Here is a 15,199-nt window from a genome sequence, read left to right as displayed (position 1 = left end):
GGCGCTGAGACTGGCAGTATTTGGGGGGGTGAAAACGTGTCGAGTATTGAAATTAAACAGGAAGAAGCGCTTTCCATTAAGTTTACCCACCTGCTGGAAGTCAACGCCAACTGCCGTGTCGACCTCTACTTCTCCCTGCCCAACGAGATGGGGATCAACCCTAAAAGCTTCGATGAGCAAGAGTACTTTCACAGCGGTATTCTGGGCCGTCGTTCCTATTATTCTGAAGGCCTGCATATCCCCTTGGTGCAAAGTCGTTTTGTCAGTCTCAGTAAGCGCACTATTGAGGAGTTTCGTCTTTACCTCAACCTGTTTGCCTACCAGTTTGCGATTGCAGTTGAGAATGATGCCAAGCAGCTGAAACATCTGAATGAGGCAGAGCTTTTTTATCCTTCGGTAGTGGATCTTGCCAGACAGGTTGAATCGACGCTGAAGAAGTTTCGCCGCAGTGAGCCTTCGGAAGAGAAGCGTAAATCCTATTTCGAGAATGCCGACAACTACCTCTCCTGGTTTTGTGAACAACAACTGCTGAAGCTGATGTCTGAGCGCCCGAGATCAAGTGGTTACACAGAACTGAGAGACGAGATTTTCGTTGTCTGTCGCAATGAGTCTGCTTATCGTCTTGAGCGCAACTACAACTCTTCCGGCACAGTGCAGGACGCCAACCGTATATCCAACAAGATGCTGCTGCTCAGACGTCTTATCCAGCGTGGTGTCGTGCTTAAAGAGGAAAGTAAAACCCTGGGAACCTGGCTGAAGAAAGCGACCACAGGGTTTGCTACCGGCATTATCATGCTGGTGGTATCAGCATTGATCCTGAAGGCCCAGGGCGTGCTCAGTGGCTTGACCATTGCCATGCTGTTTACCCTGGCAGTCATTTATGCCTTTCGTGAGGTATTCAAGGATGATATCCGAAATGCTATGTGGCGTCGTATCCAGCGGGGCAGGCCGAGGTGGAGCCGTATTCTGCGGGATACCACCAGTGGTATGGCCGTCGCCAGACAATTGGTTTGGCTTGATTTTATGACCCCACAGGATCTGCCTGCTGAAGTCGATGAGATCCTTAAGCGCCGTCACCGTCAGAACAAGGTGGACGCGGAGATATTGCATTATGGCGTCAACACCAGGGTGCAGAAAGACTCCTTCCTGAGTGGCTACAACATGCTGCAGGAACAGGTGAGTTTCTCTTTGGTTCCCTTTGCCCGTTATCTGGAAAGGGGTAAGGCCAAGGTTTACCAGGAAAGGGACAGTAAAGTCAGTTACGACTCCGCTGAGCGGCGTTACCAGGTTAACGTGGTCGTGTCTTTAAAAGAGGGCAAGTCAGCCCCCAGATTTGCCCGCTACAAAATCACCATGAATCGCTCCAATATTGTGGAGATCACCCAAAGCGAGGTGCCCGACGGCGTGGCGTCGATAGAGTCCAAACACACAGGCCGTGAGATGGAAAGCCGAATCTCAGGCGGGTCGGCTTCCTCTGTGCGTGATACGCTTAAAGAGAGCGGGTAAAGGCCTGGCAGATATTCTGTTCACCCGGCTGCTTAGCCCGGCGCAAGGCTACTTCAGCATTGTCCAGCAGGTTTTGCAGACTCTGCTCTGGCTGGTTGGCGGCAATTCCGATACTCAGGCCTTCAGCCAATCCCAGGTCCGCCAACTTATGCAGAACATGTTCCGCAAACTCATGTGCTTTGTTGGGATGTGTATTGGGCATAACCACAATCAACTTACCTAACTGCCAATGGGACATTTGGTAGTTTCTGGGGAGCTCCCTCAACAACTGAATTTCGATCTGGTTGGCTCTTTGCTCAAGCTGACCGATATCACTCATATGGCTCAACATTCTTGATGGGGTCACATCCAACAGCATGACACTGGCGTTGTCACGGGCCTCCACAGCGAGAGACTCGTAATAGCGTATCAGATTGGAATGATTAACCAACACGGTAGAGCGGTGAGGCAGGGTGCTGTCTGTGGCGAGTCCCTTTTGCGAGCACTCATTGAAGCTGCAGGCCACATACTCGACCTCGCCCTCATGATTGACGATTGCTTTCAGGCTGGCTTGCAGCCCTGCGTCACCACTGCCTCTGTGATTACAGGAGATCTGTCCTCGCCAGAAGCCCTGAGCGTTGAGTTGCTCCGAGATACGTTGCCATTGCCCTTGCCCCTGATCATCCAGACAGTCGGCAAGGTTACACTGTTGACCGCTTTCCAATTGCAGCAGGCTGAGGCACTCAGGGGACATCTTGAGAATTTTACCCTGGGCATCGGTCAGTGCCAGCGCCGTATCTACTTCAGTCATCATGCGATACAGGAAGGCTTCATGACGGGTTTGGGTCAACTCAGTAATGTTGTCGATATTGACCAGCAGGTACTCTTTTCTCTGGTCCAGCAACATCAGCTTACGGATACGGGTACGGACGGTTGAGCCACCGTGGCCACTAAGGTCAACCTCTCCCTGCCAGTAGGCGGTGGCATTCAGCAGAGCAGTGACTTCCCGGTAGGTCGTATCATCCAGTTGCAGTGCCCATTGCAGACTTCGGTCTTCGAGAGCATCGGTTTCCTGCTTAAGAGCCTGAGCTGCTGCACGGTTGGCTTTGATAATGCGACCGCTGTCGCCGACTATCATCCAGCCCGCATCCGTGTTGAACAGGCCGCGACTCAGTTCAATATTGAGCAGTCTTGATCTCTGTTCGAGTTTGTACAAATGGAACAGCACTATCACTCCTGCTGAGACCAGGGTGATAACGACTGCGAAGGTGAGCAGGATATGACGCCAGTGTGTAAATTTGGCCGCTACCTCCCCATCTTTGATATAGCTAACCAGGTAGAGCTCGCGTTTGGTCTCATACTGGGTGGCCAACTCAACCTTGATGTAAACATAGGTGGTTTCTTGCTCATGAAGTTGACCATAGTATTTGCCGCTCATTTGCTGCCAGAGTTCCGGGTAGGTCTCGGCCAGAGATTCACCCTGAATGGCAGGCAGTTTGTCATCATTATGAGTGCCAGGGCCTATATACATGAGCCCCTGGTTATCAAACAGCATCAATGGAGAGTGCTTTCCGGCAAAAGCCGGTCTGACGCTGGTCAGGGTTCGGGACAGGGAGTTGTAGGTTACCAGATAGCCACGCACACTCTGGTCAGGGTTTTCCAGCCATGCTAACTGATACATAAATGGTTCGAGCTGCCCTTGATTGGCGACCAACTCTACCGGGGAGTTATAGATATCCTTGCCGCCCATGGTGCGGTTGCCACCGAGCAGTGAGGCTGGAAGCCTCGCATCACCAAAAATATCTGAGCTGGCAAATTCCAGCCTCCCGGAAGGGTTATACAGCGCGACCCCCAGCAGATCCGGCATGTTGTGGACCAATGTATGCCAGTGATCCAGTATCAGGGCTTTACGGGTGTCGCTGGGAGTCTCCAGGTACTGTCTCAGAAGTTCGCCACGGGCAAAAATACGGGTTCTGAATTGCTGAAAGTTAACCTTGTCGGCCAGCAGGGTGCCTACGGTCTGCAGTTCACTGTATCTCTGGGTTGCCCAGTCCTGACGCAGACGTTGCTCCCCGAGAGTGATCATCACATTGGTAAAAAGCACCGCCAGGAGCAGCAACATGGCAAGCTGGGCGCTGATCCCCAGCAGACGTTGTCTGGACCATCTCGGGCCCTGTGAGGGCAGCAGCATAGATTGATTGGATGCAGGCGCTAGGTTTCGTTTCAGCATGTTAGGCAGACTCACAAAATTCTGGCGACATGTTAACACGATTTCAGCGACTTGCGCTCTGCTGCTACAAAAGTCCAACCCGGGTGATTGGAGCCAGATTCAACCCACAATATCTAAAGTTCTGTGTTTGAATTCACAGCCCGCAGCTTCAACCAGTGCCCGACAGGCAGGAATATCCACGCCCTCCAACCCATCGATGGCAGACACCTGAACTTTGTCTATAAATTGCGGGGCCAGCTGAATAAACTCATTCACCGCTTGCCAGGAGTGTTTTAACTTCGGCTGGCAGTGAGTCTGATAGACAGTTTCGTTGTGAGCATTCAAGGAGATAGACAGGCCATCAACGCACTGTGCCAACTCAGGCAGGATATTGCACCTGTGAAATAGATTTCCCAGCCCATCCGTGTTGACTCTGACTCTGCCGCCTTTGGCCTTTATCTCTTTGGCCACTATCAGCAAGGTATCCAGATTCAGGGTGGGTTCGCCGTAACCACAAAAAACATACTCATCAAATTGAGTAACGTCTCCAAGCAGGGGGATGATGTCGTCAGGGGAGGGCTGGGTATCGAGCTTAAGTTGGTATTCATGCACCTGAGTCGAGCCCTGCTGCTTTGGGCAAAAAACGCATCTCAGGGTGCAGCGACCGGTAATGTTCAGGTAACGGCTGTTGCGGATATCATAAACCAGTGTTGAAGATTTCATGTGGCGCTGTTATTGAGAGCTTTGAGCTAGTGTATCCTGAACACCTGTTTATCACTGCCGCAGAGCTCGCAAAACACGGAGATAAAAAAGGCCGCAAATGCGGCCTTTTCACTTTTACTGATTAAACGCTGGGCTCAACCCTGCCTGCAGTTGAGCCATGCCACCAGAGATTAAAGATCTTGCGGCCGGTTCTGCGGATATCATCCAGGATTAGGTACAGAGTAGGTACCAGAATCAAGGTCACCACAGTGGAGAACAGAATACCGAAGGCAAGCGAGGTCGCCATGGGGATGACAATCTGCGCCTGCAGACTTTTCTCCAGAATGATAGGCACCAAGCCAGCAAAGGTAGTCAGTGAGGTCAGAATAATCGCCCTGAATCGCTGACAACCGGCTTCTACTGCTGCGTGGGCGATAGAATGTCCCTCTTGGCGGGCGCGGTTAACAAAGTCCACCAGGATCAGGGAGTCATTAACCACTACACCTGCCAACGCAACGATACCGCACAGGCTCAGAATATTCAGCGATAGCCCGAGAATAAAGTGGCCAAACAGGGCGCCAATCATGCCAAACGGGATCACCGACATGATGATCAGAGGCTGGCTGTAGGACTTGAGTGGCACCGCCATCAAGGCGTAGATGGCGAACAGGGTAAACATGAAGCCCTGCATCAGAGCAACCATAGCATCTGCTTCATCCTGACTGCTGCCATCCAGCTCAGTGCTGATTCTTGGGTATTTGCTCGTGAGCTCGGGCAGAAACTGCTCCTGAATTTCAGAGACTACCTTGGATGGCTCAGTTTTGTTCTTGTTGACATCAGCTGACACAGTGATGGCTCTGCGACCATCTACCCGTGTAATGGCTGAAAAGGACTCACCCAGTTCAATGCGCGCAACTGATTGGAAAGGCACAGCTGTACCTGATGGGGTACGCACCATCATATTTTCCAGGTGCCCCACAGTACGGCGTTGTTCCAAGGGATAACGCACCATCACCTTAATTTCTTCTTTGTTTCGAAGAATCCTTTGAGCCTCATAGCCATAGAAGCCATAACGCACCTGGCGCGCCAGATCAGACAGGGTCAGTCCCAACGCTTCCGCTTCAGGCAGAATTTCCAGGCGAATCTCCTGACTACCTGAGGAGAAGTTGTCTGAAATATCATATACGCCTTCATAGTCCGCCAGTTTGCTCTTAAGATCTGCTGCTGCCAGCTTCAACTGGTCCAGATCATCAGACTCAAGGCGGAAGGAGATATCACCGCCACCCTCATTAGTACTGGCGTTCATCTCAATGGATTTAACCGACAGCAACTCAGGCAGGGCATTACGCCATGCCTCGGCAATGGCGACACCATCGACGGCTCTGTCTTCACCTTTGGTCAACTCCGCCATGACAAAGGCAGAAGTACGCGATCCCATATAGACAAAGCTATGCTGAACCACGCCTTCGCCATACTCCTCAACCATCTGTTGATCCATGGCAAACAGGGCGTCTTCCATCGCCATAACTGTTTTGAGGGTATTCAGCTCAGAACTGCCTTCTTCCATCTCCAGATCCACCTGGATAAAGTCAGACGGAATATCGGGGAAGAAGATCCAGCGTACTTTGCCACTGGCGACCAAAGCGATAGACAGGATCAGGACGCCTACAAAGGTCGCCAAGACGTTATATCTTTGCTTGATCGCCTTCTCCAGGAAGTTGCGGTAGCTGTGGTTGATAAAGTGTTGAATGCGGGCATTGAAAGCATCTTTTTTCTGACCAAGCCAGCTGCGGTGCCCGGTTTTTTTACGCATCTTCATATGAGCGAGGTGGGCGGGCAGGATCAACTTGGATTCCACCAGAGAAAAGGCCAGACACAGGACTACTACAGCACCAATGGATTGCCAGATGACGCCCTGGGGCCCGGACACCATAAGCATAGGGGTGAAGGCGGCTATAGTGGTCAGTACACCGAATGTGGCCGGCATGGCAACACGCTTGGCTCCGCGAATGACGTTGTCTATCGAGTGGCCTTCACGCTCCACTTCACTGTACGCACTTTCACCTATCACAATGGCATCATCCACCACTATCCCCAACACCAGAATGAAGGCAAACAGCGTCAGGAGATTGATGCTCAGGCTGAAAGGCTCCAGCGGCATTACCATCAAGGTGCCAAGGAAGCAGACGGGCAGGCCCATCATCACCCAGAAAGCGAGTTTCAGGTCAAGGAAGAGTGCCAGGATAATAAATACCAACAGGGCGCCGGTAAGCATATTGGACAGCATCATATTCAGGCGCCCGTCCAGGTAGTGAGTGGTGTCTCCCCAGATATCCAGCTCAACACCAGCGGGCAGGGTTTCACGGCGCTGCTCGATATAGCTGTTAACCTGCTCCGAGATGGCGAGAGCATCCTGGTCGTCGACACTCTTAATCTCTACTAATGCAGCAGGTTTTGAGTTGAAACGTGTATAGGCAAGACGTTCCTCGAATCCATCATTAATAGTAGCGACCTGTGGCAACATAATACGACTGCCATCGGCGCGGGTGCTGACCACGATATTAGCGAAGTCCTCACCCGTATAGGCCTGTCCCTTGGTACGCAGCAATATGTCTCCATCCTCGGCGCGGATCGAGCCTCCGGGCAGGTCAATGGATGAGCTTTGTACTGCCTGAGCTACCTGAGAAAAGGTTAGGCCATACTCCCGCAGTTTATCTTCCGACAGTTCAATACCTATCTCATAGTCCCTGGTTCCGGCTACATCGGCGCGGGTAACAGATGGCAATGAAGTGACCTCATCCCGGATAGTCTTGGCTAACTCCTTCATCTCGGTCAGGGTCATATCACCATAGATGGAGAGCCACAGTACGCTTTGCTCGGGATTTATCTGGAAGATATCGGGTTTTTCAATATTGGCAGGGAAGGTGGCGATCGCATCAATGCGAAGTTTGACTTCATCAAGGACATCGAGCACTTCGTAGTCTTCATCAACTTCAATCGTCACTCTGCCGAAACCATCAGAGGCGACCGAGGTTATTCTCTCTATACCTGAAATGTCCTCGATGGCTTCTTCAATCTTGATATTGATGCCTTCCTCTATTTCCTGAGGTGCCGCTCCCGGATAGGCAACCGAAACCTGCAGGTAATTAAGGTCAAAACTGGGGAACACTTTTTTGTTGATGGTAAACGCACTGACCAAGCCACCCAGCAGCAAGATAATCATCAACAGGTTGGCCGCTACATTGTTGCGGGCGAACCAGGCGATGATACCTTTGGAAGTATCAAACTGCATAATTACTCCTGTGCCTCAGCGGCTGCCAATCGTTCCTGGGTGTCTTTTCCCTGTCTGCCTGAACTATCCTCCTGCCCAAGTAGTTTGACTTCCTCTCCGGCCTCAAGGGTGTTGATTGGCGTGTAGGAAACCAGCTCCCCATCTTTAATGCTGTCTTTGATATAAACATGATTGGTGTCGGTGCGAACCACGTTGACGACTCTCATCTCTATGGTGTTGTCACCTTTGACCATAGCGACTTCGCTGTTGCGCACCAGATGGCGTGGCAGCTTAACAATGCCTTCTACAGTTCGGCCACGAATCGTGGCATTGACAAAGGTGCCAAATTTCAATGGCAATTCGCCCAGGCTCTTGTTGCCATGCAGGTACGGGTCTTCTACTTCTGCGACCAGATAGACCATACGGTTACCCGCGTCAATGACCCCTTCGCTACGCACTATATTGCCCTGCCAGGTGACTTGGCGGCCTGCAAGATCCGCGGTTAGCACCACCTCAGTGTCCGGATTATCCACGGACTCCAGGTAAGCCAAATCTGAATTGGCCAATGGCAGCCGTACTTCTGCAATATCGGTATTGAAGAGTTCACCCAGATTGGTGCCCAGAGTGACATACTGACCAAGGTCTACGCTGCGGGCTTTAACTATGCCATCGAATGGCGCGCGGATGACCGTACGTTCCAGATTGCGCTTGGCTCTGTCCAGCGCGGCCTGTGCAAACTTTACATTGGCCTGCTCTTTCTTGAGCTGAGGCTTACGCAGGCCCAGTTCAGGAGGTACACCATTGTCGAAATCACGGAACTCGATTTTGGCTACTTCGCCACGGGCAATCTCTTCTTCCAATGCGGCTTGCGCCTGGGCAAGAGAAGCCTGTGCCTGAGCCAGGTCTGCTTCATAGTCAGACTGCTCTATCATTGCCAGTTGCTGGCCTTTTTTGACTACGCCACCGGCGACAAACTCGGGCGCTATGGTCAGCAATCTGCCGGTCACTTCCGCAACCAATTGTGTCTTGTGCTTGGGCTCTACGACGCCGTACGAGGGCAGGTTCAGTGACACCCTTTGCTGGGAGGCGTTGCGGGCATCAACCACTGTGAGTTTGACCTCCTCCTCCCTCTTTTCAGGCTCTTCGCGAGTCATCATAAGTAACATAGCAAGGCCGATAAAAACGACGATGATTAACAGGGGAGGCAGTACACGCCGGAGAATTGTGATCAACATACTAGGGGGTGGCTCCATGCCTGAATATTGAATTGTTATCTAAATTATCAAACCAGCAGAAGGCTTTAAATCTCTTTTTGTAAATAAAATGTTTCCTTTGGTGTCGATTAATAGCGACAGCAGGACTCGCTGGATAAAGTGCGGCGCGCAATATCTTTGCTGTTGTTAATTTTTGATTTCATTTCATGGTATTAGCAATGTATGGGGGAATGGGAAGTTAGAGAGGGAGTTTTTGGCTGTGTAAATATTCGTCATGGCCTGACTGACCAATAAAAAGGGCTGCATTCAGTGCAGCCCTTTCTTAATTATTTCTTTTTCGCTTTTTTGGCACGTTTGGCAGCGGCCTTTGCCTTCTCTTTAGGCTTCTTTTTGGTCGGCACCTTGGCTTCTTTGTGCTTGGGACGCAGTCCTTCAACAAAGCGGCGCTTCAGCGGTTGCTCAATGTAACGCTCAACCTTACCGAGAATACGCATATCGTGGGCTTCAACCAAAGAGATAGCGGTGCCCTTGTTACCAGCGCGGCCGGTACGGCCGATACGGTGAACATATACATCGGATGAGCGCGGCATATCAAAGTTGATCACATGGCTGATATCGTCAATATCGATACCACGGGCGGCCACGTCGGTAGCCAGCAGCACATTCACTTCACCTTTGATAAAGCGACCCAACGCCTGGAAACGACGTTTTTGGTCCATATCGCCACGCAGGAATGATGCCTGAATGCCCGCTTGTTGCAGCAGGCCTTCCAGCGATGCTACTACTTCGCGGGTTTTACAGAACACAATTGCCCGGGTGACCTCTTCTTTATTCAGCAAGGCACACAGCAGCGCGAATTTGTGCTCGCGGCTGTCAGCCAGATGCACCCATTGATGGATCTTGGCTTTTTCACTGCGAGGCAGGTCGTCGGCATCAATGCGTTCAGGATTGGTCAGCAGGTCGGCGGCAAATTTCTGCACGCCATAGCCTTCCAAAGTGGCAGAGAACAGCATGGTTTGTTTACGGCCTTGGGCTTCAATCGCCAGAGTCTGTACCACCTGATTAAAGCCCATGTCCAACATACGGTCTGCTTCGTCGATAATCAGCAGCTCTACTGACTGAGCATCAAATTTCCGCTTGTCCAGATACTCCACCAGGCGGCCGGGAGTTGCGACCAGAATATCCACATTGCCCGCAAGAGCCTCTTCCTGTGGACCATAAGGAACGCCACCTGTGACGATATTGATATCCAGGCCCATATCGGTTGCCAGGTGGCAGGCATAGCGATGGATCTGACTGGCCAGCTCACGGGTTGGGGTCAGGATCAATACCCGGGCTGGGCCGGGGAATCGGCGTGGAAAATCGATCAGATGCTGCAGAGCAGGGAGCAAGAAGCTGGCGGTTTTACCTGTACCGGTTGGGGCACTGGCCATAATGTCGCGCTGCTCCAGCGCCAATGGCAGAGTTTTGCTCTGGATTGTGGTGGGGGTTTTATGCCCCATAGCTTTTAACGACTCAAGCAAGCTGTGGTCGAGATCAAAATCTTCAAATTGCATTGGCTGCATCTCTTAAATAATCGGCCGCCATTATATTCGCCGCTGACTGGGAATACCAATTTGATCAGCGCGGGGCCTGCGTGGAAAAAGCGGACTCGCCGTTTCCATTACATAAACAAATAGAAGTCCCGGGTCAGGGCTATCATCTCTTGGCTGTAGCTGTTGTTGGGCTCCCGGAGCACCAACTGGCTTTGAACTGGTGTTGCCCTATTTCGACCCAGAAGTAAAAGCACACGTTTGGCAACTTTTCCCCGAACACTGACCACATCGCATTGGTGCAATAGTGTCAGCTGTGGTGTCTGCTCAAGCGCCTTGTTCCAGGCTGCCAGGGATTCAATCGGCATTATCAGGGTGATTTTGCCCTGTTCAGACAAGAGTCCATCGAAGGCTCGGGTCAGTGCTGCAAAGGTCAGTTTATCCGTGTGCCTGGCCGTAGCCCGGCCTGTCTTGTCTGACTGGGGGCCCGTTTCAAAGTAAGGCGGGTTACATATGATGTGGTCAAACCGCTGACTTTGCTTCGTAGCAATCTCACTGATATCACCGGCAATTAAACTGATTCTGTCGGCCCAGGGACTGGCATCGATATTTCGTTGGCACGCCTGAATCGCAGCGTCGTCAATTTCTACGGCTGTGATATGGGCCGTTGACCTTTGCGCTGCCATCAAACTCAGTAAACCACTGCCAGCGCCAATATCCAGAATCTGCTTTGCCTGAGTCAATGGCGCCCATGCACCCAGAACCACGGCATCCGTGCTGACGGGCATTCCGCAACCCTGATCATCGATATGGAACTGCTTAAAAGTGAATGGCACTGATAACGAACCCGACGGAAAAATGAGGGCGGATTGTAGCCAGTGTTGGCCGCTTTCTCCAGTGTTAAATTCAGCCACCGGGTATTAGTCGCGAATAGGCGGCACGAGAGCCTGATAATCCTGTCTCAGTTTGCGTGTTCGGGGGAGTTATCAGCTGGCTGAAGATGCTCTACGACCTAAATTCTGGTCTTACCAGTAGTGGGCTATGGCGCTGGAAAATCAGCTTTGCAGACATCAGCTTACAGGCAAGGTGTTGAACTACCTGGGTTGGTGTTAACACCTTGTTTTTGTGTGGTGCATTTCTGCTCGCTTGGCCAGTTTTTGTATTGTCATTCCGGATTAACTTTGATAAATGTGACCGCCCGGCAAAACACAATATATTGGGGTTTTAGCTCGGGGAGATACAGGGACAGGAATTCGATTCCAGCGTGCGGTCATCAAATACGATAAATTTGCACAAAATATCACCAGGAAAGGTCTGAATAAGGCGAATAGTCGCTGTAACTTAATGTTTACGCTTGGTTTGCGGTGTCGGCGATCCGGCTGGCATATCCAGAGTCGATGACTTAAGTTGGTTAAAAAAACATAAGGAATGTCTGAACAATATTCGCTGATTCAGGGGTGTTCAGTATCCAAACAATAATAAGTGGGGAGTTTTTGTGCAAAACAAGCAAATGACAATGGGAGATACCATAGGTCTGGGTTTTATGACCTTCGCCTTTTTTCTTGGCGCCGGGAACCTGATTTTCCCGCCATTCGCAGGGCATATGGCAGGTGACAACACACTGCCTGCCATGATTGGCTTTTTGTTGACCGCCGTGGGTATGCCGCTGGTAGGTCTGATTGCCATCGCCAAATCCAACGGTAAAGTGACAGCTTTCCTGCCTTCTGCTGCGGCAACGGCTCTTACTGTTTCTATCTATCTCATCATAGGTCCTATTATCGCTGCGCCCCGTACTGGTCTGGTTGCCTTTGAAATCGGCGCACTGCCATTTTTGTCAGCCGATGCCACCAATGGTCAGCTGTATTACACCCTGGGTTTTTTCCTGATCACCATGGTGTTGTCAGCTTTCCCGGGTAACCTGCTCGATAGCGTGGGCAAAGTATTAACCCCTCTGTTGATTTTCCTGCTGGTGGGCCTGGCGGTGTCAGTATTTATTCTGCCGGGTGCTGAGCCGGGGGTGCCTCAGGGAGACTATGCCAGCTCTCCACTGACTAAAGGTATCCTTGAGGGCTACAACACCATGGATACTTTAGCGTCATTAATTTTCGGTATGTTGATTATTGATATCCTGCGCAAGAAAGGGGTGACTGAGGCGGCAACTCAAACCAAATACCTGGTTCGTGCAGCGCTGATTGCTGCCGGTGGTCTGGCCTTTGTTTATCTGTCTCTGTTCTATCTTGGCACCACTGCCGGTGATCTGGCGATTGGTGCTGAGACTGGTGGTCAACTGCTGACTCAATATGTGACCCACTACTTTGGCAATACCGGCGTTATCTTGCTGGCGAGCGTGGTGACTCTGGCCTGTTTGACCACTGCAGTTGGTCTGGTGAGTGCCTGTTCGGAGTACTTTAATGAACTGCTGCCACAGATCAGTTACCGCATCTGGGTGCTGCTGATGTGTGCAGGTTGTATGGCGATGGCTAACCTGGGACTGAAAGAGTTGATTAACTTCAGTATTCCTGTGCTGGTAACCGTTTATCCAGTGGCTATCGCACTGGTATTGGTGACTTTCCTGACCCAGAAGTTTGCCAGACCTGAATTCTCTCATCGTCTGGTTCTGTCTGTGGCTCTGGTATTCGGTATCTTTGATGGTCTGAAAGTGGCTGGGCTTGATACCAGCTTCCTGAACTTCCTGCCTTTGTATGCTGAAGGTATGGCCTGGTTGCTGCCGACCCTGCTCACTATGTTCATCTGTCTGTTTATCAAAAAGCCAGTCAAGGCTGAGACAGTGGCATAATCGACTGTATAGCAACATAATAAAACGACGCTCAGGCGTCGTTTTTTGTATCCGGCATCATTGGAAAACGCTTTGGCAAAACAGACAAAATTAAAAGAGATCACGTCGGAATTGAGACAGCAAGCCGACCCTGTAGTACTCAGCAAAAGTCAGGCAGCAATTGAGAGCTTTCTCGATGAACTATGGTCGGTCAATGGCTTAAGTGACAACACGCTGGCGGCTTATCGCAGCGATCTGGGGCTGTTGGCCTGCTTCCTGGCTGGACGCAAATTACAGATGAAGGAAGCTTCCCGCCGTGAATTGCAGTTGTATCTGAAGTGGCGAAAGGACCAGGAGTTTGCCAAGTCCTCCAGCGCCAGGGTGCTCAGTGCTATCAAGCGCTATTACGGCTTTCTGCTGGAGAAGTCGCAGATCAATCAGGACCCCTGTGTTGATCTCGCCGCCCCAAAGCTGGACCGCAAATTACCGGGGACCTTGTCTGAGCTGGATGTAGAGCTGTTGCTGGCTGAGCCTGACCCTGAAGATACCTTAGAGTGTCGTGATCAGGCCATGCTGGAACTATTGTATGCCACAGGTCTGCGGGTGACAGAGCTGGTGGGCTTGACGCTGGAGCAGGTCAGTCTGCGTCAGGGGTTGGTCAGAGTGGTGGGTAAAGGCGGGAAGGAGAGATTGGTTCCCATGGGCGAGCCTGCCACTGCGGCGCTGGAATACTATTTGAGTTCGGCAAGAGGGTTGCTGCTTGGCAGTCGCGTTTCAGATGTGGTTTTTCCCTCAGGCAGAGGCCAGATGATGACACGCCAGACTTTCTGGCACAGAATTAAACTCTATGCGCTCAGGGCAAATATTCAGGGTGAGTTGTCGCCGCACACATTAAGGCACGCTTTTGCCACACATCTGTTGAACCATGGCGCCGATCTGCGCGTGGTACAGCTGCTGTTGGGTCACAGCTCGCTGTCGACCACCCAGATATACACCCATGTCGCTAAGTTGCGATTGGCACAACTGCATAGCCAGCATCATCCAAGGGGATGATGGCTCGCACATTTCCCGGCAAACTGTCGCCCTTGTCAAAGTTGCATACAGTTTATTCCGGCAGACAAGTTGCATTTCCGCGGATCTCTCTGTAATTTTTCTGCCCAAACAAGGTTCTGTTTTATAGACGCGATACGGAACCCGATAAGCCCTAAGGATTGATAATGAAGTTTACCCGTGCGATTTCGCTTACCGCTGCTTTGGTGATGTCAGCTTTTGCTGCCCAGGCCGCAGATATCAAGAACGCTGATGTGCTTAAACAAAAGCTCAGTGACACTCTGGGTCTGGAAGTTGCCGACCTGCAGCCATCGCCTATCTCTGGCTTGTATCAGGCTCTGACTGACCGTGGTGTTATCTATGTGACTGAGGATGGCTCCAAGCTGGTTCACGGCAATATCTATGACATGGACCGTGGCATGCTGAACCTGACTGATGCAGCGCTGGCTGGCCCACGCAAAGAGATGATCAAAGAATTTGAAGATGACATGCTGGTTTACAAGGCCAAAGATGAAAAGCATGTGATCACTGTATTCACCGATGTGACCTGTGGTTACTGTCGTAAGATGCACAATGAGATGAAGGACTACAACGACGCCGGCATTACAGTGCGTTATCTGGCGTTCCCTCGTCAGGGTGTTCCATCCAAAAATGCTGAGGATATGCGTTCTATCTGGTGTGCTGCTGACCCACTGCAGGCGATGAACGACGCCCAGAATGGCAAGCGGGTCCCTACAGCGAAATGTGATGCCAAGATTACTGAGCAGTACCAGCTGGGTGGCACTCTGGGGGTAACAGGTACCCCGGCCGTTGTACTGGAAGATGGTATTCTGATCCCGGGTTACCAACCTGCAGATTCTTTGCTGCGTATGCTGGAAACCCGTTGATAACAGTGTTAACTCCGCGAAAAAGGTGAGCCAGTGGCTCACCTTTTTGTTATCTTGTTCGCTTTGTTTCGGC

At 51.3% G+C, this 15,199-nt stretch carries 10 protein-coding genes; 4 read left to right on the top strand and 6 right to left on the bottom strand.

Annotated features, from left to right (window positions below):
* Nucleotides 1-36 precede the first annotated feature (36 nt).
* Nucleotides 37-1,506 (top strand): hypothetical protein, encoded by a 1,470-nt coding sequence (locus L2725_RS07155; RefSeq protein WP_249248310.1) that lies wholly within the window; start codon nt 37-39, stop codon nt 1,504-1,506.
* Here the strand turns inward: L2725_RS07155 and L2725_RS07150 are convergent.
* The 6 genes from L2725_RS07150 to L2725_RS07125 all read right to left on the bottom strand — a co-directional run bounded on the left by L2725_RS07150 (nt 1,490) and on the right by L2725_RS07125 (nt 11,201).
* Nucleotides 1,490-3,715 carry a PAS domain-containing protein gene (locus tag L2725_RS07150; protein ID WP_249248309.1) on the bottom strand — a complete coding sequence of 742 codons (2,226 nt, stop codon included), beginning with the start codon at nt 3,713-3,715 and terminating at the stop codon, nt 1,490-1,492. The genes L2725_RS07155 and L2725_RS07150 overlap by 17 nt on opposite strands.
* Nucleotides 3,716-3,814: 99 nt before the next feature.
* A complete protein-coding gene (locus L2725_RS07145; protein ID WP_249248308.1) occupies nt 3,815-4,417 on the bottom strand; it encodes a TatD family nuclease-associated radical SAM protein in 603 nt (200 codons plus the stop codon).
* Between the two features lie 121 nt (nt 4,418-4,538).
* On the bottom strand, nt 4,539-7,688 hold the full coding sequence (locus L2725_RS07140; RefSeq protein WP_249248307.1) for an efflux RND transporter permease subunit: 3,150 nt from the start codon (nt 7,686-7,688) through the stop codon (nt 4,539-4,541).
* 2 nt (nt 7,689-7,690) lie between these two features.
* Nucleotides 7,691-8,902, bottom strand: coding sequence for an efflux RND transporter periplasmic adaptor subunit (locus L2725_RS07135; RefSeq protein WP_249248306.1), 1,212 nt, complete (start codon nt 8,900-8,902; stop codon nt 7,691-7,693).
* A 305-nt stretch (nt 8,903-9,207) separates the two neighbouring features.
* The gene (gene srmB / locus L2725_RS07130) at nt 9,208-10,437 is read right to left on the bottom strand and encodes an ATP-dependent RNA helicase SrmB (protein ID WP_248935199.1); all 1,230 of its coding nucleotides are present in this window, start codon (nt 10,435-10,437) and stop codon (nt 9,208-9,210) included.
* 107 nt (nt 10,438-10,544) lie between these two features.
* Nucleotides 10,545-11,201, bottom strand: a complete 657-nt coding sequence (locus tag L2725_RS07125) for a tRNA1(Val) (adenine(37)-N6)-methyltransferase (protein WP_283164223.1) — start codon at nt 11,199-11,201, stop codon at nt 10,545-10,547.
* A gap of 707 nt (nt 11,202-11,908) precedes the next feature.
* Between L2725_RS07125 and brnQ the strand changes: the two genes are divergently transcribed.
* The 3 genes from brnQ (at nt 11,909) to dsbC (ending at nt 15,126) form a co-directional block, all read left to right on the top strand.
* Entirely contained in the window at nt 11,909-13,210 is a 1,302-nt protein-coding gene (brnQ, locus tag L2725_RS07120) for a branched-chain amino acid transport system II carrier protein (protein WP_249248304.1), read from the top strand.
* Nucleotides 13,211-13,321: 111 nt separating this feature from the next.
* The gene (xerD, locus tag L2725_RS07115; protein ID WP_249248653.1) at nt 13,322-14,242 is read left to right on the top strand and encodes a site-specific tyrosine recombinase XerD; all 921 of its coding nucleotides are present in this window, start codon (nt 13,322-13,324) and stop codon (nt 14,240-14,242) included.
* 164 nt (nt 14,243-14,406) lie between these two features.
* Nucleotides 14,407-15,126 (top strand): bifunctional protein-disulfide isomerase/oxidoreductase DsbC, encoded by a 720-nt coding sequence (gene dsbC, locus L2725_RS07110; protein WP_248935196.1) that lies wholly within the window; start codon nt 14,407-14,409, stop codon nt 15,124-15,126.
* Nucleotides 15,127-15,199: the final 73 nt, after the last annotated feature.

The organism is Shewanella corallii (assembly GCF_023349125.1).
GTDB classification, from domain to species: Bacteria; Pseudomonadota; Gammaproteobacteria; order Enterobacterales; family Shewanellaceae; genus Shewanella; species Shewanella corallii.
The sequence above is the reverse complement of the archived record's forward strand: the minus strand, read 5'-3'. Positions and strand labels throughout refer to the sequence as shown.